An 18,409-nucleotide genomic window follows, 5' to 3' on the forward strand; every position below is an offset into this window, starting at 1 on the left:
CGGAGTCCACAACCTTAACCCTCAACTTGAAGGTTATAGTTATGTCAAGTAGCTCTTAGGAAGACGGTAGGGGGCCGCCTGAGGGCGTGCAACGACCGCCTTGGCGTGTCGCGCCACGTCCTCGCGGACGCCGGTCCATCTGACCCATTCCACTGTGCCACACGTGCCGGGGGCGCCCGGCCATCGGATCCGTCATCGTGTCACCGGATGGCGCGGGGTGCTCACGTCGAAGACCTGAGCCGGCGCCTGGCCCTTCTGCGGGCTCGCCTTCATGAGGGCGGCGAGCACCTTCGCCTTGAGCTCCCGGTCGTCCGCGTTGCCCCACACGACGCTCCGGCCGTCCGCGAGCTTGAGCTGGACCGAGTCGGGGGACTGCGCCGACGCCGTCGCGAGCTGCGCCAGCACGTCGGCCGGCAGCGCGGCGAGGACCGCCGTCACCGCCCTGAACACGGCCTGGCCCATCGGCATTGCCGAGCCGTCGATGACCGGCACGGAGTACTGGGAGGTGTCCCGCGCCTCGCCCAGGACCACCCCGTCGCCGTCGACGACGAGGAGCTTCTGGCCCTGCTTGACGAGGGCCACCGGCACCCGTTCGGTGACCTCGACCACGAGGGTCTCGGGAGGAACGGCGCGGGCGCGCACGGACTTCACTTGGACGAACTGGCCGAGCAGCCGGCCCACCTCGTCCGTGCCCACGGTCGCGAGGGGCTTCCCGCGGACCGGCCCGAGCGCGTCCTCAACCTGCTGCACGGTGAGCAGGTGCGTCCCCTGGACGGTGATCGTGCGGACCGCGACGAGCGGGGTGAACAGCAGCACGGCGAACAGGCCTGCGACGAGCGCTGCGGCGATCGCGGTGCCGAGCAGGAGCCGCCGCCGGCGCCGCCTCCGCGGCGGCTCCGGGAAGGCGAGGACATCTGCGGACTCGTCCTGCGGGCCGTCGGTGCCCTTGGTGCGGCGCAGATCGGCGAGCTGGGGCAGGTCGGAGAGCTTGGGCCGGGGGCGCTTCCGGGAGCTCGCCGCCTTCTGTTCCGCGCCAGCGGCCTTCCCGGCGGGCGCCGCCGCTTCCTGCGGCGCAGGTGCTGCGTCCCGGCCCGCGCCGCTGTCTGCGACCGGGCTCGGTTCGGCCGAGCCGAGCAGGGTGACCTTCGGCCCGCTGCGGACGGTGACCCGTGCCGACGACGGCGAGGGACCGGCGTCGTGCGCGGTGCCCGGCGAGGCGCCAGGAGCCGGGCGCTCCTGGGAGGGCACCTGCGGGGCGCCGCGGGGGCGGCCGCCGCCGGCGTCCTCCCGCCCCGGGACGCGCGGGACCCGCGGGACGCGTCCGCTAGGAGCCATGGCGCGCCTCGGGCACGGAGGGGCGGGCGCGCGCGGCGAGGGCCGCGAGGAGCGCCTGGCCCTGGGCCGTGACGTCCCCCGCGCCCACGGTGAGCACGATGTCCCCCGGCGCCGCGGCCGCGGCGAGCTCGGCGACCGCTGCCGCGGTGTCGGGGGCGTACGCGCCCGCCGGCAGGCCCACGGTGACGAGCTCGCTCGTGACGCCGGGGACCGGGTCCTCCCGGGCCGGGTAGATGTCCAGGACCCGCACCGTGTCCGCAGCGGAGAGCGCCTCGGCGAACTGCGCTCCGAACTCGCGGGTGCGGGAGAACAGGTGCGGCTGGAAGAGCACGTGGACGCGGTGGCCGCCGGCCACCGCCCGGGCGGCGGCCAGGGCCGCGCGCACCTCGGTGGGGTGATGGGCGTAGTCGTCGAAGACCCGCACTCCCCCGGCCTCCCCCTTGAGCTCGAAGCGCCGTGCCGCGCCGGCGAAGTCGGCGAGCGACGCCGAGGCCAGGGCCGGGTCGGCGCCCGCGTCGACGGCGGCGGCGAAGGCGCCGGTCGCGTTGAGCGCGTTGTGGAGTCCGGGGACGCGCAGGGGCAGCGGGTGCACCTGGCCGCCCCAGCGGACCTCGGATCCTGCGGGGTCGAAGGACAGCCGCACGTCGGCGTCCTCGCCCGTGCCGTAGAGGAGCACCCGGGGAGCGCCCTCGCGGGCCCGCAGCCGCTCCGCGACGGAGCGGGCGCCCGCGTCGTCCGCGCAGGCCAGGACGAGCCCATGGGCGGGCACGAGGGCGGCGAAGGAGTCGAAGGCGGCGTGGACGGCCTCGGCCGTGCCGTAGTGGTCGAGGTGGTCGGCCTCGACGTTGGTGATGATCTCGGTCACGGGCCGGTAGTTGAGGAAGGACTCGTCCGATTCGTCGGCCTCGGCCACGAAGACAGCGTCCCGGCCGGCCGCCCCGTTGACGCCGAGGGCGGGGACGTTGGCCCCGATCGCGAAGCTCGGGTCGAGCCCGGCGCCGCGGAGCATCCAGGTGGCCATCGAGGTGGTCGTGGTCTTCCCGTGGGTGCCGGCGATGGCGATGACCCGGTCCGAGCCCATGGCGGAGGCGAGCGCCTCGGAGCGGTGCAGCACGCGCAGCCCCCGGGCGGCGGCCTCGACGAGCTCGGGGTTGTCGGGCCGGATCGCCGACCCCCGCACGACCGTGTCCGCGTCCCCCAGGTTCCCTGCGTCGTAGCCGACGGCGACCCGCGCGCCGAGCGCGGCGAGGTCGCCCATGACGGGCAGGTCCTTCGCGTCCGAGCCGCTGACGGCGACCCCGCGTCCGAGCATCACGCGGGCGACGGCGGACATGCCGACGCCGCCGATGCCCACGAAGTGGACCCGGCCCAGCGACCCGAGCTCCGGTACAGTCTGCTCCGCAGCGCTCATGCGTGCGCTCCTTCCTGCAGTGCCGCGGCGGCTTCGAGCACCATCGCGGCCATGGTCCTGTCCGCGTCCCGGATCCCGAGCCGCGCGGCCCGGAGGGACATGTCGGCGCGCCGTGCGGGATCGGCCAGGAGGGGCAGGACCTCGCGCGCCAGCCACTCGGGGGTGAATTCGGCGTCCTTGACCAGGAGCGCGGCCCCTGCTCCGACGAGGCCGCGGGCGTTGAGGGCCTGCTCGCCGTTGCCGATGGGCAGCGGGACGAAGACTGCCGGGAGCCCCACCGCGGCGACCTCGCAGACGGTGCCGGCGCCGGACCGGCACACGATCAGGTCCGCCGCGGCGTACGCGGCCTCCATGGCGTCGACGAACTCGACCTGGTGGTAGCCCGGGGCGCTGAGCGGGGCGCCCGAGGCATCGGTGACGGCCTTGCCGCGGCCGGTGATGTGCAGCGTCTGCACCCCGGCACGGTCCAGCGCCTCGAGGGAGGCGGCCACTGTCCGGTTCAGGCTCGCCGCGCCGAGCGACCCGCCCGTGACCACGAGCGTGGTCCTGGCGGGGTCGAGGCCCAGATCAGCGCGGGCGGACGCCCGGGCGGCGGCGCGGTCCAGCCCCGAGACCTCCCGGCGCATCGGCATGCCCACGGTGCGCGCGTGGCGCAGGCGGGTGTCGGGGAACGCCTTGCCCACGCGGTGCGTGAGCAGGGCGCCGACGCGGTTGGCCAGCCCCGCCCGCGTATTCGCCTCGTGCACGACGATGGGAACGCCGAGGCGGCGCGCCGCGAGGTACATCGGTGTGCACACGTAGCCGCCGACGCCGACGAGGACGTCGGCGCCCGCTCCGCGCAGGATGGCCTCGGACTGGCGCACGGCCCGGGCGAACCGTCCGGGGAGACGGAGGAGGTCGGCGCTCGGCCGGCGCGGGAAGGGCACCCGGTCTATCACGGCAAGCTCGAAGCCCGCGTCGGGGACGATCCGGCTCTCCATGCCCGCCGCCGTGCCGACGGCCAGGACCTTCGCCGCGGGAGCGGCTTCGACGACCGCCCGCGCGATCGCCAGGAGGGGGCTGACGTGTCCGGCGGTTCCGCCGCCGGCGAGCACGACGGACGGTCCCGACGCGGGGACGGGGGTCCCGGAGGGATCCTCATGGGGCATGACTAGGTGCTGGCCTTCCGCTGGGTCTGGTGCTGCGCCGTGGTGCCGCGTGCCGGTGCGGGCCGGGGAGCCTGCGGCGGGGCCGTCCGCTTCGCCGTCGCCCTCCCTGCCGCGGCGGGGACCTTGGCCGGCTTCGGGGCCGGACGCCGGGTGGCGGCGGCCGCGGACACCGCGCCGCCGTTCCGTACGGCGGTACGGCGGGGCCTCCGGGCCCGCACGGGGCGCATGTCCTCGCGGGCCAGGGACAACACTACGCCGATCGCGCAGAGGCAGCTCACGAGGGCCGAACCGCCCGAGGAGATGAACGGCAGCGGGACACCGATCACGGGGGCGATCCCCGTGACCATGGCCATGTTGACCGCGGCCTGGCCGAGGATCCACGCCATGATCGTGCCGCCGAGGATCCGTGGGAACAGCTCCTTCTGGCGGGAGACGACGCGGAAGACGGCGACCGCGAGGACGGCGAAGAGGGCAAGGACGAGGAGGGTGCCGAAGAGCCCGAGCTCCTCGCCGAGCACCGCAAAGATGAAGTCGTTGTGCGCCTCGGGAATCCAGCTGTACTTCTGCCGGCTCTGTCCGAGGCCGACACCGAGCCAGCCGCCCGAGGCGAGGCCCTGGAGGCCGTTCTGCACCTGGTAGCCGAAGTCGCCGCCGTCCGCCTTGCAGAAGTCGGGCTCCTGCCCGACCCAGTTGTAGATGCGGCACATGCGGTTGGGGCTTGTGACGGCGAAGCCGATCGCACCGACGGCCAGCACGACCCCGGAGGTCACGAAGAGCTTGGTGGGCACCCCGGCGTAGAAGAGGGCCGCGACCACCACCAGCAGGATCACGAGCGTCGTACCGAGGTCGTGGCCCCAGATGACGAGGGCGGCGACGCCGAGGCCCGCGGGGACGACCGGGACGAGCGCGTGGCCCCAGTGGTCGAGCAGGTCCGCCTTCTTGTTCAGGATCGTGGCCATCCAGAGGGCGAGCAGGAGCTTGGCGAACTCGGAGGGCTGGAGGCTGAAGCCGGCGATGTCGATCCAGTTGCGGTTTCCGAGCACGCGGCGGCCGATGAGCTGGACCAGCACGAGCAGCACGATGGTCGCGCCGATGCCCGGCCAGGCGAGCCGCTTGAGCCACCGCACGTTGATGCGGGAGAGGACGAACATCCCGACGAGGCCCACGAGGCCGAACAGCGCCTGCTTCAGCGCCGCCGTGTAGGGGCTCTCCCCCGCCGCGATGCTCTCGACGCTCGAGGCCGAGAGCACCATCATGATGCCGATCGCCGTCAGCGCGAGGGTGGCGCCGAGGATGAGGAAGTAGCTCGTGCCGCTGCTGGCCGAGTCCGGCCGGGCGATCCGCTGCCAGAGGGCGAGGGGTGCTCGCAGGAACCGTGCGGGGGTCCGCTGCTCCTGGGCTGGGCTCGCCATCTGCTACTCCTCGGTCGTCTCTCCCCGGTCCCTGCCGGATCCGGCCTCGTCCCGGGCGAGTGCGTGCACCGCCTCGACGAAGGCCGTCCCGCGGTGGGCGTACGAGTCGAACTGGTCCATGGATGCCGCGGCGGGCGCCATCAGCACTGTGTCGCCCGGTTCCGCGTGCTCGGCGGCGAGCCGTACGGCCGAGGCCATCACGTCGCTCCCCGCCACGGCGGCGCCGGCGGACTGGTCTCCACCAGTCTGGCCCGGGTCGACGCGGTACACGGGGACATTCTGTGCGTGTCGCGCGAGGGCGCCGGCGAGCTCGGAGCTGTCGCGCCCGATCAGCACCACGCCGCGCAGCCGGGAAGCCTGATCGGCGACGAGCTGGTCGTACGCCACACCCTTGGCCAGGCCGCCGGCGATCCACACCACGTGCTCGAACGCGGACAGCGAGGCCGCCGCGGCGTGCGGATTGGTGGCCTTGGAGTCGTTGACCCAGGCCACGCCGCCGATGTCTGCGACGGGCTGGATCCGGTGGTCGCCGGGGAGGTAGGCCTGCAGGCCGGCCTTCACCGCTGCGGGCTCCACCCCGTAGGCGCGCACGAGGGCCGCGGCGGCGAGGGCATTGGCCACCATGTGCCTGGGCGCGACGGGCCCGAGGTCCGTGAGCGAGCCCAGCTCGGCGGCGTGGTCGCGGCGTTCCTCGATGAAGGCCCGGTCGACGAGCAGGCCCTCGACGACGCCGAGCATGCTCGCGGCGGGCGTGCGAGTCGTGAAGCCGACAGCCCGGCACCCCTCGACGACGTCGGCCTCCTCGACCATGCGCTCGGTCTCGATCTGCTCGGCGTTGTAGATGCAGGCCTTCTGCGTTTTCTCGTAGACCTTCGCCTTGTCGGCGAGGTATGCCTCGTAGGAGCCGTGCCAGTCGACATGGTCCTCGGCCACGTTCAGGACCACGGAGGCCACCGGCGAGAGGGAGCTGGCCCAGTGCAGCTGGAAGCTCGAGAGCTCCACGGCGAAGACGTCGTACTCGACCGGCTCCCGGATGGCATCGAGGATCGGGGTGCCGACATTGCCGACTGCGACGGCGGTCAGGCCCGCCGCGCGCAGCATCGACTCCGTCATGCCCACCGTGGTCGTCTTGCCGTTCGTGCCGGTGATCGCGAGCCAGTCCGCCGTCTTCTTGCCCCGACGGGTGCGCACGCGCCAGGCGAGCTCGACGTCGCCCCACACCGGGATGTCCCTGCGCTCCGCCTCGGCGAGCATCGCCTGGTCCGGCCGCCAGCCCGGCGACGTCACCACGAGCTCGGGCCACTCGCCGTCGACCTTCGGAAGGCGTGCCACGGCGTCCGGCCCCAGCAGGACGTCCTCGGCGCCCACGATGCGCAGCGTGTCCGCCTGGGCCTCCGCCCGCTCGGTCACGGAGGCGTCGACGACGACGACGCGCGCACCCAGCTCGATGAGGGTGTCCGCGGCGGCGAAGCCCGAGACGCCGATGCCGGCCACCACGACGCGCAGCCCGGACCAGTCGGCGTCCCATGACGTGAGGGAGGCGAGCCGCTGGGCGGCAGGGGTCGAGTTCGAGAACGATGTCACAGTCCAGCCACCCACTCTGCGTAGAAGACAGCCAGGCCACCTGCGACGCAGAGCCCGGCGAGGATCCAGAACCTGACCACCACGGTCACCTCGGCCCAGCCCTTGAGCTCGAAGTGGTGCTGCAGCGGTGCCATCTTGAACAGCCGCTTGCCCTTGGTGGCCTTGAAGTAGCCCACCTGCAGGATGACCGAGAGCGTGATGAGCATGAACAGGCCGCCGATGATGATCAGGAGCAGCTCGGTGCGGGTGAGGATCGCGAAGCCGGCGACCGCGGCGCCGATCGCGAGCGAGCCCGTGTCCCCCATGAAGATCTTGGCCGGCGACGTGTTCCACCACAGGAATCCGACCAGGGCCGCGCTCATGATGGCGGCGAGCAGCGCGAGGTCGAGCGGGTCGCGGGTCCCGTAGCACACGGACCCGATGACCCGGGCCGAGCCGCAGGCCTGGTTGCTCTGCCAGATCCCCATGATCGTGTACGCGCCGAAGACCATGATCGAGGCGCCCGCGGCGAGCCCGTCCAGGCCGTCGGTCAGGTTCACGCCGTTGCTCGCGGCGGTGACGATTAGGTTGGACCAGATCACGAACAGGATTGCGCCCAGGACCGTGCCGCCGAAGGCCAGGTCCAGCCAGGGGATGTCCCGCAGGAACGAGATGTGCGTGGACGCCGGGGTCAGGCCGCGGTGGTCCGGGAACTGCAGGACCAGGAGGGAGAACGCGATGCCCACGAGGCCCTGCCCGATGAGCTTGGCGCGCGCGCTCAGCCCCAGGCTCCGCTGCTTGGTGATCTTGATGAAGTCGTCGAGGAACCCGACGAGGCCCATGCCGACCATGAGGAACAGGAGCAGGGCCGCAGACACCGTCGGACCGGTGGCCGCCGGGTTCATGAGCCAGGTGATGAGGTGGGTGAGGTAGTACGCCACGACCGAGGCCAGCACGAACACCGCGCCGCCCATGGTCGGCGTTCCGCGCTTGGTGTGGTGGGTGGTGGGGCCGTCGTCCCGGATGAACTGGCCGTATCCCCGCCGCACGAGCAGACGGATGAAGAGCGGGGTCCCCACAAGCCCGAAGAGGAGGGCGAGACCGCCGCCGATCAGCAGTGCGATCACGTCAGCTCCGTTCCTGGATGTCCGCGGTGGCCGGCTGCTGCGGCAATGCTATCCGATCGCCCAGGGCCCCCAGGCCGACGCCGTTGGAGGACTTGACCAGGACGAGGTCGCCGGGCGCGAGTTCCTCGTCGAGCAGTGCGTACGCGGCGTCGACGTCCTCGACGAAGCTGGTCTCGTTGCCCCACGAGCCCTCGTTCACGGCCGAGACGTAGAGCGGGCGGGCCTCACGGCCGACCACCACGAGCCGGTCGATGTTCAGGCGCACCACGAGGGTGCCGACGGCGGTGTGCGCGGCGATCGACTCGTCTCCGAGCTCGAGCATGGCGCCGAGGACGGCCCACGTGCGCCGGCCGCGACCGAGGTCGGCGAGGGTCTGCAGCGCCGCGCGCATGGACTCGGGGTTGGCGTTGTAGGCATCGTTGATGACGGTGACACCGTCGGCGCGCTCGGTGCGCTGCATGCGCCAGCGGCTGCCCGGGCCCTGCGCCGAGAGGGACTCGGCGATCTCGGCGACGGGCACGCCGGCGGCGTAGGCCGCGGCGGCCGCCGCGAGCAGGTTGCCCGTGTGGTGGGCGCCGATGAGGCGGCTGGCCACGTGGACGGGCGCCTGGGCGCCCACGGAGAGCTCGAACACCGGGGAGCCCCCGGCGTCGACCGTTGCGCCGTGGGCCGCGACCACGGTCCCGCGCTGGGCGTAGGCCGCCGCCGTCTCGGGGTGGGCGGTGAAGAAGACCGGCTTCGCCTGGGTGCGGGACTCCATGGCCCGCACGCGCGGGTCGTCGAGGTTGATCACGGCGGTTCCCTCGGGAGCGAGGGCCTCGACCATCTCGCCCTTGGCCTTCGCAATGTTCTCAACGCCGCCGAACTCGCCCGCGTGCGCCGTGCCGACGATCAGCACGACCCCGATGTCGGGGCGGACTATCTGGGCGAGGTAGCGGATGTGGCCGATGCCGGTGGCGCCCATCTCGACGACGAGGTACCGGGTGGTGAAGTCCGCGCGGAAGACGGTCAGCGGCACGCCGACCTCGCCGTTGTAGGAGCCCTGCGGGGCGACCGTCGCGGCGGGGGTCGCCGAGCCGGCGGCGGTGGAACGGAAGATCCCGGCGAGCAGGTCCTTGGTCGTGGTCTTGCCGGCCGACCCGGTGATCCCGACAACGGTGAACTCCTCGCCGCGCTCGGCGCGGGCCGCGCGGATGCGGGCCACCGCGGCGGCGGCCAGGGCGCCCATGGCGAGCACCGCGTCGGGCACGACGACGCACGGGTAGGGCGCGCCGTCGTCATCGGCGACCTCGCGCTCGCACAGTGCGAGGGTCGCGCCGGCGCGGAAGGCCGCACCGACGAAGGCATGCCCGTCGGCGTGCTCGCCGGGCTTGGCCACGTAGAGGGAGCCGGGGGCCGCCTCGCGCGAGTCGGTCACGACGGTGGTGGGGACGATGGCGGGGTCTGCGAGGAGGCGCCCGCCCGTGATCTCGGCGATCTGCGCCGCTGTGAACTCAATCATTGCGCATCGGACTCTAGTGCGTCCGCGCCCGCAGACGGGAATCCCGGCCCGTCCTGCACGAGGGGGCGGCCGTGCTCGGCGAGGGCGGCGCGCAGCTCGAGGCGGTCGTCGAGGGCGAGGTTCACGCCCTTGACCTCCTGGAAGGACTCGTGCCCGCGTCCGGCGACGAGGATCACGTCCTCCGCTCCGGCGAGCGAGACCGCGTGGCGGATGGCCGCGGCGCGGGGCGCGACCTCGTCGATACGGCGGCCGAGGCCCTGCCCGGCGTCCTCGGCGCGCGCGCCGGCGATGACCTCGGCCCGGATGGCGCCGGCGTCCTCGTCGTGCGGGTCGTCGTCGGTGACGACGACGACGTCGGCGCCGCGTGTGGCCACTGCGCCCATGATGGGGCGCTTGCCCTGGTCCCGCTGGCCGGTGGCGCCGAAGACGACGATAAGGCGGCCGGCGCCCTCCGGACGGACCGCGTCGAGGGCGCGCTCGAGGGCGTCCGGATTGTGCGCGAAGTCCACGACCGCGGCAGGGGCCGTGCCGACGAGCTGCATGCGGCCGGGGACCTCGACGGTGAAGGGGTCGGTGTCGAGGGCCTTCTGGACCTCCTCGGCCGAGGCTCCGGAGGCGAGGACGAGGAGCGTCGCCAGCGCGGCGTTGGCCACGTTGAACCCGCCGGGCAGCCCCGAGCGCACCCGCAGAGCGGTGCCGTCGGCGTGGCGCAGCTCGAAGGCGGTGCCCACGCCGGACCTCCGGGCGTCCGTCACGGTCCAGTCCGCGGTGTCCGTCCCGTCCGCGGGGCCGGCGGCCTCGGTACGCAGGGTGGTGACCGGGATCGGCGCCTCGGCCGCGAGGCGGCGGCCCCACGCGTCGTCGACCGTGACGACTGCACGGTCGGCGCGCTCGGGCGTGAAGAGCCGCGCCTTCGCCGCGTAGTAGTCCTCCATCGTGCCGTGGAGGTCGAGGTGGTCCTGGGTGAGGTTGGTGAAGCCGACGACGTCGTAGCGGACCCCGTCGACGCGGCCGAACTCGATGGCGTGCGAGGAGACCTCCATGGAGGCGGCGCTCACGCCCTTCTCGCGCATCACGGCCAGCAGGGCGTGGACCTCCGGGGACTCGGGCGTGGTGAGACGGCTCGGGATCGGCTCTCCCCCGGCCGAGATCTCAATCGTCCCGATGAGCCCGGTGCGGTGGCCCAGGGCGCGCAGGAGGGCGTTGGCGAAGTAGGTCGTGGTCGTCTTGCCGTTCGTCCCGGTCACGCCGAGCAGGGCCACGCCCGCTCCGCCCCCGCCGCGCTGCGTGCCGTAGACGAGCGCCGAGGCACCGCCCACGGCCGCGCGCGGGGCGTCCACGACGAGGACGGGCACGTCGGCCGAGGTCTCCGAGAGTGCGAGCTGCTGGGCACCGTCAGGGTCGGTGACGATGGCCACCGCGCCGGCCTCGACTGCCTGGCGGGCGAAGTCGGCGCCGTGGCGCGAGGCGCCGGGGAGCGCGAAGTAGACGTCGCCCGGGACCACCGAGCGGGAGTCGAGGGTCACGCCGGTCACCGCAGGGGCGTCCTCGAGCCCGTCCTCGGGGAGGCCGAGGAGCGCGGCGATCTCGGCCAGGGGCACCGGGTCGACGCGTGCCGGGCGGATGGCCGGCTGCCTGTCCTGCTGTGTGCCCCCCGGGGAGGCACTCCTCCTGCCCGTGGGCATGGGCTGCTCGCTCACGTTCACCTTCATCGATCGGGATTCCAACTCTATAACGCCGTTTCCGGGCGCCGCCGTGGGGCAGCACCCGGAATGGACCGGCCTCACGTGCTCACTTGGCGTACTGGGGCAGTTTCGCGGGGGTCCCGGTGGACGGCGGAACGCCGTACTTGTGGAGCGTCTGGCTCATGACGGAGCGGAACACGTCCGCGTTGCCGATGCCGAAGATGTCGCCCTTGGGCCGTTGGATCACGACGGCGACGATGTAGCGCGGGTCCTCCATCGGCGCCATGCCGATCAGCGAGGAGGTCACACCGTCGTAGCCGGGCACCCCGTCCTCCCGGGGGGCCTCCGAGGTGCCGGTCTTGGCGCCGACCCGGTAGCCGTCGATAGCCGCGGGCTTGACCTCGCCCTCGGTCACGTCGCTCTCGAGCATCTGCTGGACCTGCCGCGCCGTGTCCTTGCTGACCACCTGCGACGGCGGGGCGGTCTGCGGCGACGTGGTGTGCCCGTTCTGGTCGACATAGGCGTCGATGAGGCGGGGCTGGAGCATGACGCCGTCGTTGGCGATCGCCTGGTACGCCCGCACCGTCTGCAGGGTGGACTGGGTCACGCCCTGTCCGAACAGGATCGTGTACTGCTGGCGCCCGTCCCATTCCTGAGGGGTGTGCAGGACGCCCAGCGCCTCCCCCGGGAGGCCGATGTCCACCGGCTGGCCGATGCCGAACTTGGTGAACCAGTCGTAGCGCTGCTGCGGCGAGAGGGCCTTGCCCGCCATGACCGTGCCCGTATTCATCGAGTAGCCGAGGATGCCCGCGAGTGTGCGCTGCTCCGTGCCATGGGTGAAGGCGTCGGAGAAGGTCTGGCCGTCCACCGTGTAGGTGGGCGGGATCGTGTACTGCGAGAGGGGGTTGGCCTTGCCCTCCTGGATGAGGGCGGCCATGGTGATCGTCTTCTCGACGGACCCCGGCTCGTAGGCCGCGGTGACGGCCCGCGCACCGCGGTCCTTCGCGGCGGTCTTGCCCGGGTCGTTCGGGTCGACGGAGTTGGAGTCCGCCATCGCGAGGATGTTGCCGCTCTTGGCGTCCATGACGATGGCGATGCCCCACTCGGCGCTGTACTTGTCCGTCTGGGTCTGGATGGCCTGCTGGGTGAAGTACTGGAGGTCGGAGTCGATCGTGAGCCTGACCGTCTTGCCGTCCTGCGCCGGGGTGAGCTTGTCGGTGGCCACGGGGATCCGCAGGCCGTCTGCCCCGATCTCGTACTCGCGGGACCCGTCCTGTCCCTTGAGCAGGCTGTCCTGGGTCTGCTCGAGGCCCGCGAGGGCGGTGCCGTCCGAGCCGACGAAGCCGACGAGGTTCCCGCCCACCGCGCCGTCGGGGTAGACGCGCTGGGTCACGCCCTCCGAGAGGATGCCGGGGAAGCCGATGGCCATGACGCGGGCCTCGGTGTCCGGTGTGACGTCGCGGGCCACATAGTTGAAGGGCTTGTCGCCGGTGATGGCGGCGGCCACGTCCGTGGCGGGCTTGCCCACGGCGTCGGCGAGCTGCTGGATCGCCTGGTCCCGGGTGATCGTGACGATCTTCTTGGTGCCGTCGCCCGCGTCTACGCGCTGCTCGAGCTCCGTGAAGTCCTTGGAGGACGCGATGCGCTGGTCGACGGTGATGTTGTAGCGGACCACGCTCGAGGCGAGGACGGTGCCCTTCGAGTCGACGATCTGGCCGCGCTCGGCCGGGAGCACGGTCTTCTGCAGCCGCTTGCTCAGGGCCGCCTCCGCGAGGCCGCCCACGTCCATGCCCTGGACGAGCACGAGGCGGCCGCCGATGAGCAGGAGCAGGGCGAGCATCGCGGCGAGGCCCAGGCGCAGGCGGCTCGTGGCCCGGCGTGCGCGCCGGACGGGCCCGTCGTCCGGTGTGCGGGGGCCGCCGCGGCCCTGCCTGCCCTGTCGGTCGGTGCTCTTCGCTGCCACGTGTGTCCCTACGCTTCCCGATCTCCCTGCTGCTGCGCTCGGCCGCGCCGGTCCGCCGCTGGCGCCAGACCGGTGGCCGTGGGGCTACTGGCCCGGCGTCTTCTGCGCGGGAGCCGGGATGGAGCCGCCGTGGAGGTCAACCTTCGCGGCGGGCTTGTCCGCCGGCTTGGCGGTCGGCGCGTCCTTGGTCGTCGCTGCCGGCGCAGCGGAGAGCTGGCCGGGAACGGCGGGCGTCGCGAGCACGGCGCCCTGGGGGGCACCCTTCTCCGCAGCCTTGGCGTTGCCGGTCACTGCGAGCGTCTTCAGGTCGATCTGGCCGTTGGACGTCGAGGCGACCATTCCATATTGTGCCGCCCGCGCGGCCAGATTCTGGGGAGCCTGGAAGTTCTGGACCTGCTGTGTCAGCTCCTGGTTCTGCTTCTGGAGGCTCAGCTGGTCATTGCGCAGCTGGACGAGCTGGTACTGCCCGGTGGAGACGGACACGTTGAGCACGAGCACGGCGAGGAGGGCCGCGGCGAGGACGCCGAGGCAGAAGATGGCGAACGGAGCACGACGGCGGGCGGGCGCGGAGCGGACGACCGACAGGGGCGTCCGGCGCGGCGCGGCGGACGGGGCTTCCTGCCGGGGTGCCGCCGTCGTGAGGGCGGACGTCCCGGCCACCGCCGCCGTCCGCTGTGCTGCTGCGCTCATGCTCCACTCCTTGCCCTGATGCGTTCCGCCGCGCGGAGGCGAGCCGAGGCTGCGCGGGGGTTCTCCGCGATCTCGGCTTCCGTCGGCACTTCTGTTCCCTTGGTGATGATCTTCAGCTCCGGGCGGTGCTCTTCGAGCTCCACCGGGAACCCCGGAGGCGCCGTCGAACGGCTCCTCGACTGGAGGGCGGCCTTGACGATGCGGTCCTCGAGCGAGTGGTAGCTCATGACCACGATCCGCCCGCCGAGCGTCAGGGTGCCGATGGCGGCCGGGACGGCACGCTCGAGCACGTCGAGCTCCTCGTTGACCTCGATCCGCAGCGCCTGGAACGTGCGCTTGGCGGGGTGGCCGCCGGTCCGGGCAGCCGCCGCGGGGACCACCGCGCGGATGGCCTCGACGAGCTGGCCGGTGGTCGCGAACGGCTGCTTCTCGCGCTCGGCGACGATGTTCTTCGCGATCCGGCCGGCGAACTTCTCCTCGCCCCACGAGCGGATGATCCGGGTGAGGTCCTCGACGCTGTAGGTGTTGACCACGTCCGCCGCCGTCAGGCCGCGGCTCGTGTCCATGCGCATGTCGAGCGGGGCGTCGTAGGAGTAGGCGAATCCGCGCTCGCGCTCGTCGAGCTGCATCGAGGAGACGCCGAGGTCCATCAGCACGCCGTCGGCGCCCGGCAGGCCGAGCTCCTCGAGGACTTCGGGGATCTCGTCGTAGACGGCGTGCACGAGCCGGGCGCGCGTCCCGAACGGGGCGAGCCGGGCGCCGGCGAGCGCGAGTGCCTGCTCGTCCCGGTCGATCCCGACGAGCGTCGCCGTCGGGAACCGCGTGAGGATCGCCTCGCTGTGGCCGCCCATGCCGAGCGTCGCATCGACCACCACGGGGGTGCGCCCGGCGGCGACCGCCGCCTCGACGCCGCCGGACAGCAGCGTGACGCAGCGCTCGAGCAGGACGGGGACATGGCGGTCGGACGTCGGCCTGTCCTGCTGGTCGTCACTCGCCATGGTCCACTCCTCCCGTGCGCTTGCGTCTCGTCTGGAGCGGATGCTCCGTGGTGTCCGGCTGGTCCAGATCCCCCTCCGCGCCGGTCGGCCGCCTGGCTCCGGGGAAGGTGAGCCAGGAAGCGTTGCGGGGCGGCTGGAGATCTCGGCCAGCCAGTGGGATCAGATGATCCCGGGTATGGCGTCGTCGTCGGTCTCCGAGAAGGCGGATTCCTTCTCGGACAGGTAGTCCTCCCACGCCTGGGCGTCCCAGATCTCCGCCCGGGTCCCTACGCCGATCACGGCCAGGTCCCGGTCCAGGCCCGCGTACTTGCGCAGGTTCTGGGGGATCGTCACGCGCCCCTGCTTGTCAGGCACCTCGTCGGAGGCTCCGGACAGAAAGACTCGGAGATAGTCACGCGACTGACGCGAGGAGATAGGGGCTTCCCGCATCTGCTCGTGGACCCTCTCGAATTCCTTCTGGCTGAAGACGTAGATGCAGCGCTCCTGGCCCCGGGTCAGAACCAGCCCCTCGGCCAGTTCGTCTCGGTACTTCGCCGGGAGGATGAGTCGCCCCTTCTCGTCAAGACGCGGCGAATACGTACCGAGCAACACCGGCACCACCACCCGTCTGTGCGAGGCTGAACGGCCCTATCCGCCACTTCCCTCCAACATCCCCCACTTTACTCCACGACCCTCCCCCGTCAATGCGACACGGCTCGCACCATCTGTACAAGGAACTCCCGCGGATTCATGCGGATCCTGGCCCTGGGGGCCGGGTGGAGGGAAAAGGGTGCCGGGTGGAGCCCTGAGGGCATACGCGAGCCACGGCGGCAGCCGCAGCCTCCCGCCGCGAGCGGGGCGGCCCGCTGCCGGTGGCACCCGGGGAGGGAAGTGGAGGACCGGGAGGGAAGCGGGGCGCCGGGAGGGAAGTGGAGGACCGGGAGGGAAGCGGAGCGCGGCCGGTGCGGACGCCTGCCGCGAACACGACTGTGCCCCGGAACCGAGAGGTTCCGGGGCACAGTCAGGCCGTCAGGCGGGGCGTGGCTCTGGAGTCGCTGAGGCGAGTCGGCTCAGGACCGGCGCGCGGTCCGGGCGGGAGGGTCAGCCTTCGTCCCTGCGCCGCTCTTCCCACTGGGCCTCGAGCTTGCGGAGGAACCCGCTGCCCGTCCGCTTCGAGCTGCCGGCGCGCAGGCGCCGTCCGGGGCGCCGGAGGGTCCCGTAGTAGACGCTCCCGCCCATCAGCAGGAAGCCGAGGACTCCCACGAAGATGTTCTGGATGCTCACCCCGATCAGGAGGACGAGGATGCCCGCGATGACGCCGAGGACCCCGAGCACGATGTGCTTGGTCGAGAACGTCTTGAGGGCATCGGCGCCCATGGAATCGGCGAACTTGGGGTCCTCTTCATGGAGCTGCTTCTCAAGCTGCTCCAGCATCTTCTGTTCGTGCTCCGAGAGAGGCATGGCGACTCCTTCACGCATGCAGATGATGGACGGCCTCCATCATCTGCACCAACGCATTGAACCAGCCGCGGGTTCCCCTGACCGACGAGCCGCTGCGGCCCGACCCCAGATGGACTTCCCAGCCGACTCAGTGCACCCAATATTTCGAGGTCCTTTAAGGATATGACGTCCGGGTAGGTTCCAAAAGGGACGCCCGGAGCGTCGCAGGCACCGTTCACTCCCGCGGGGTCCGGCCGTCCCGCTGGAGGCCGGGACGAGGCTCCCCGAGGAGGCGCGCCGGCTGGACCGTGCCGGAGCCGAATCGCTCCGACACCCGGTCGAGGGCTTCCTCGGCGGTCCGCCAGTTGTCCTCCGTCCGGTCGAGACTGAGCTGGCGGGGCGCCCCCGCCGACCGCGAGAGCCGTTCTCCCCGCAGCCCGAGGAGCCGGACCGCCTGGGGGCGCGGGCCGAGGGCCGCGAGGAGCTGGCGCCCCGCGCTGTAGAGGTGCTGGGCGCTGTCGGTCGGCACCGTGAGGGTGTGGGAGCGCGCGAGCGTGGAGAAGTCGGTGTACCGGAGCTTGAGCGCGACGGTGCCTGCGGCGAGCCCCTGGCCCCTCAGGCGCCCCGCGACGCGGTGGGCGAGCCGCAGGAGCTCGGCGTGCAGCGCGGCGTCGTCTGAGACATCCACGGCGAACGTCTCCTCCGCGCCGATGCTCTTCTCCTCGCGCGTGGGCGTCACGGCCCGTTCGTCGATCCCCCAGCTCAGGCGCTTGGCCTGCAGGCCGGTGGCCCCGAGCGCGCGCCGCAGCGTGGAATCGGGAGTCTGGGCGAGGTCACCGACCGTGTGGATTCCGAGGCGGCCGAGGACCTCCCGCGTCTTGCCCCCGATCCCCCACAGCGCCCCGACCGGCAAGGAGTGCAGGAACGGCACCGTATCCTCGGGGCGGATGACGAGAAGGCCGTCCGGCTTGGACCTGGTCGAGGCGATCTTGGCCACGAACTTCGTCGAGGCGACCCCGACCGACGCGGTGATGCCGAGTTCCGAGCGGATCCGGGCCTTGATCTGGGCGGCGATCTGCTCGGGCGCCGCGCCGAGGCGCCGCACCGCGCCGGAAACGTCGAGGAAGGCCTCGTCGACGCTCAGCGGTTCGACGAGATCCGTGAAGTCGGCGAAGAGCCGCATGAGCTGCCGTGACACCTCGTAGTAGAGGTGGTGCCTGGGCTCGACCACGATCGCGTCGGGGCAGCGGCGCAGCGCGATGGCCATCGGCATTGCGCTGCTGACGCCGAAGGCGCGCGCCTCGTAGCTGGCGGACAGGACCACGGAGCGCTCGGCGGGGAAACCGACGATGACGCGCCGTCCGCGCAGCTCCGGCCGCTCGCGCTGCTCGACGGCGACGAAGAAGGCGTCCATGTCCACGTGCAGGACGCCGCGGCGCCGCATCTGCCCCAGCGTCTCCTCCCCGGGGGCATCACCGTCCGTTCCCACCCGTCCATCGTAGGCGGGAGGGACACCGCACCGCCCACTAGACTGGGCGGGACCTTGCAGCGAGAACGAAAGGCAGACACCAGGCGCATGGCGAACATCACCGTCAGGATCCGACGACTCGCAGGAGCCACCGTGCTCATGGCCACCGCACTCGCAGTGGCGGGCTGCGGAGGCCAGACAGGGAGCGCGGCGCAGAGCCCGGCTCCGGCGAGCTCTTCCGCGGCCACCGCCTCGTCGTCGCCGTCCTCCACGGTGAGCGGACGCGCCACGGCGTCGGCTTCTGCGGCGAACGCCACCGTGAGCGCCATTGCGCCCGGCTTCCCGTCCCAGACGCTTCCCCTCATGCCCGGCGCCACGGCGCTCGCCACGAGCTTCGATGCCTCGGCCTCCCCCGCGGTCGCGTCCCTCGTTGCGGGCAGCAGCACGTCCTCGGCCTCCGAGATGCTCGACTACTACACGAAGACCCTCACCGGCGAGGGGTTCACCGAGGTGCCTGCCGCCAGCGCGTCGTCGAGCACATCGGCATCGATGGCTGCGGCAGGGACTCTTGTGCGGGACTTCGTGCGCTCGAACGGTTCGGAGACCGCCACCGTCACCGTCGTCACCGCGAACAAGCAGGCGGTCGCGACCGTGGGCGTCTCGGTGGCGCCGTCGTCGCTCAAGTAGTC

Annotated in this window: 15 protein-coding genes; 1 reads left to right on the forward strand and 14 read right to left on the reverse strand. The window is 72.3% G+C overall.

Features of this window, described 5'->3' with window-relative positions; all coding sequences use genetic code 11:
- Nucleotides 1–192: 192 nt before the first annotated feature.
- The 14 genes from ACVWWH_RS16810 to dinB all read right to left on the reverse strand — a co-directional run bounded on the left by ACVWWH_RS16810 (nucleotide 193) and on the right by dinB (nucleotide 17,741).
- The gene (locus tag ACVWWH_RS16810) at nucleotides 193–1,335 is read right to left on the reverse strand and encodes a cell division protein FtsQ/DivIB (RefSeq protein WP_457317329.1); all 1,143 of its coding nucleotides are present in this window, start codon (nucleotides 1,333–1,335) and stop codon (nucleotides 193–195) included.
- Nucleotides 1,325–2,746 (reverse strand): UDP-N-acetylmuramate--L-alanine ligase, encoded by a 1,422-nt coding sequence (gene murC / locus ACVWWH_RS16815; protein WP_457317330.1) that lies wholly within the window; start codon nucleotides 2,744–2,746, stop codon nucleotides 1,325–1,327. Before murC ends, ACVWWH_RS16810 begins: the two co-directional genes overlap by 11 nt.
- Nucleotides 2,743–3,894, reverse strand: a complete 1,152-nt coding sequence (gene murG, locus ACVWWH_RS16820; protein ID WP_457317331.1) for an undecaprenyldiphospho-muramoylpentapeptide beta-N-acetylglucosaminyltransferase — start codon at nucleotides 3,892–3,894, stop codon at nucleotides 2,743–2,745. The genes murC and murG overlap by 4 nt, the downstream gene beginning before the upstream one ends.
- Nucleotides 3,895–3,896: 2 nt before the next feature.
- Complete coding sequence (gene ftsW, locus ACVWWH_RS16825) at nucleotides 3,897–5,306, reverse strand: putative lipid II flippase FtsW (protein ID WP_457317332.1); 1,410 nt, start codon at nucleotides 5,304–5,306, stop codon at nucleotides 3,897–3,899.
- 3 nt (nucleotides 5,307–5,309) lie between these two features.
- Entirely contained in the window at nucleotides 5,310–6,890 is a 1,581-nt protein-coding gene (gene murD, locus ACVWWH_RS16830) for a UDP-N-acetylmuramoyl-L-alanine--D-glutamate ligase (RefSeq protein ID WP_457317333.1), read from the reverse strand.
- Nucleotides 6,887–7,996, reverse strand: a complete 1,110-nt coding sequence (mraY, locus tag ACVWWH_RS16835) for a phospho-N-acetylmuramoyl-pentapeptide-transferase (protein WP_066497420.1) — start codon at nucleotides 7,994–7,996, stop codon at nucleotides 6,887–6,889. Before mraY ends, murD begins: the two co-directional genes overlap by 4 nt.
- 1 nt (nucleotide 7,997) lies before the next feature.
- Nucleotides 7,998–9,497 (reverse strand): UDP-N-acetylmuramoyl-tripeptide--D-alanyl-D-alanine ligase, encoded by a 1,500-nt coding sequence (locus tag ACVWWH_RS16840; protein WP_457317334.1) that lies wholly within the window; start codon nucleotides 9,495–9,497, stop codon nucleotides 7,998–8,000.
- Complete coding sequence (locus ACVWWH_RS16845; RefSeq protein WP_457317357.1) at nucleotides 9,494–11,182, reverse strand: UDP-N-acetylmuramoyl-L-alanyl-D-glutamate--2,6-diaminopimelate ligase; 1,689 nt, start codon at nucleotides 11,180–11,182, stop codon at nucleotides 9,494–9,496. Before ACVWWH_RS16845 ends, ACVWWH_RS16840 begins: the two co-directional genes overlap by 4 nt.
- 106 nt (nucleotides 11,183–11,288) lie before the next feature.
- Entirely contained in the window at nucleotides 11,289–13,043 is a 1,755-nt protein-coding gene (locus ACVWWH_RS16850) for a peptidoglycan D,D-transpeptidase FtsI family protein (RefSeq protein ID WP_457317358.1), read from the reverse strand.
- Between the two features lie 186 nt (nucleotides 13,044–13,229).
- A complete protein-coding gene (locus ACVWWH_RS16855) occupies nucleotides 13,230–13,835 on the reverse strand; it encodes a hypothetical protein (RefSeq protein ID WP_066497418.1) in 606 nt (201 codons plus the stop codon).
- The gene (gene rsmH / locus ACVWWH_RS16860) at nucleotides 13,832–14,833 is read right to left on the reverse strand and encodes a 16S rRNA (cytosine(1402)-N(4))-methyltransferase RsmH (RefSeq protein WP_457317335.1); all 1,002 of its coding nucleotides are present in this window, start codon (nucleotides 14,831–14,833) and stop codon (nucleotides 13,832–13,834) included. Before rsmH ends, ACVWWH_RS16855 begins: the two co-directional genes overlap by 4 nt.
- Before the next feature lie 159 nt (nucleotides 14,834–14,992).
- Nucleotides 14,993–15,424 (reverse strand): division/cell wall cluster transcriptional repressor MraZ, encoded by a 432-nt coding sequence (mraZ, locus tag ACVWWH_RS16865; protein WP_066502272.1) that lies wholly within the window; start codon nucleotides 15,422–15,424, stop codon nucleotides 14,993–14,995.
- Nucleotides 15,425–15,913: 489 nt separating this feature from the next.
- Nucleotides 15,914–16,273, reverse strand: coding sequence for a DUF3040 domain-containing protein (locus tag ACVWWH_RS16870; RefSeq protein ID WP_447418728.1), 360 nt, complete (start codon nucleotides 16,271–16,273; stop codon nucleotides 15,914–15,916).
- A gap of 214 nt (nucleotides 16,274–16,487) precedes the next feature.
- Entirely contained in the window at nucleotides 16,488–17,741 is a 1,254-nt protein-coding gene (dinB, locus tag ACVWWH_RS16875; RefSeq protein WP_457317336.1) for a DNA polymerase IV, read from the reverse strand.
- Between the two features lie 87 nt (nucleotides 17,742–17,828).
- Between dinB and ACVWWH_RS16880 the strand changes: the two genes are divergently transcribed.
- On the forward strand, nucleotides 17,829–18,407 hold the full coding sequence (locus ACVWWH_RS16880; protein ID WP_457317337.1) for a hypothetical protein: 579 nt from the start codon (nucleotides 17,829–17,831) through the stop codon (nucleotides 18,405–18,407).
- Nucleotides 18,408–18,409: the final 2 nt, after the last annotated feature.

This window comes from Sinomonas sp. RB5 (genome assembly GCF_054063535.1).

What these genes read in the sequence shown, in the direction of transcription:
- ACVWWH_RS16810 (WP_457317329.1), bottom strand. Translation starts at nt 1,335, where the DNA reads ATGGCTCCTAGCGGACGCGTCCCGCGGGTCCCGCGCGTCCCGGGGCGG.
- murC (WP_457317330.1), bottom strand. Translation starts at nt 2,746, where the DNA reads ATGAGCGCTGCGGAGCAGACTGTACCGGAGCTCGGGTCGCTGGGCCGG.
- murG (WP_457317331.1), bottom strand. Translation starts at nt 3,894, where the DNA reads ATGCCCCATGAGGATCCCTCCGGGACCCCCGTCCCCGCGTCGGGACCG.
- ftsW (WP_457317332.1), bottom strand. Translation starts at nt 5,306, where the DNA reads ATGGCGAGCCCAGCCCAGGAGCAGCGGACCCCCGCACGGTTCCTGCGA.
- ACVWWH_RS16840 (WP_457317334.1), bottom strand. Translation starts at nt 9,497, where the DNA reads ATGATTGAGTTCACAGCGGCGCAGATCGCCGAGATCACGGGCGGGCGC.
- ACVWWH_RS16845 (WP_457317357.1), bottom strand. Translation starts at nt 11,182, where the DNA reads ATGCCCACGGGCAGGAGGAGTGCCTCCCCGGGGGGCACACAGCAGGAC.
- ACVWWH_RS16855 (WP_066497418.1), bottom strand. Translation starts at nt 13,835, where the DNA reads ATGAGCGCAGCAGCACAGCGGACGGCGGCGGTGGCCGGGACGTCCGCC.
- rsmH (WP_457317335.1), bottom strand. Translation starts at nt 14,833, where the DNA reads ATGGCGAGTGACGACCAGCAGGACAGGCCGACGTCCGACCGCCATGTC.
- ACVWWH_RS16870 (WP_447418728.1), bottom strand. Translation starts at nt 16,273, where the DNA reads ATGCCTCTCTCGGAGCACGAACAGAAGATGCTGGAGCAGCTTGAGAAG.
- ACVWWH_RS16880 (WP_457317337.1), top strand. Translation starts at nt 17,829, where the DNA reads ATGGCGAACATCACCGTCAGGATCCGACGACTCGCAGGAGCCACCGTG.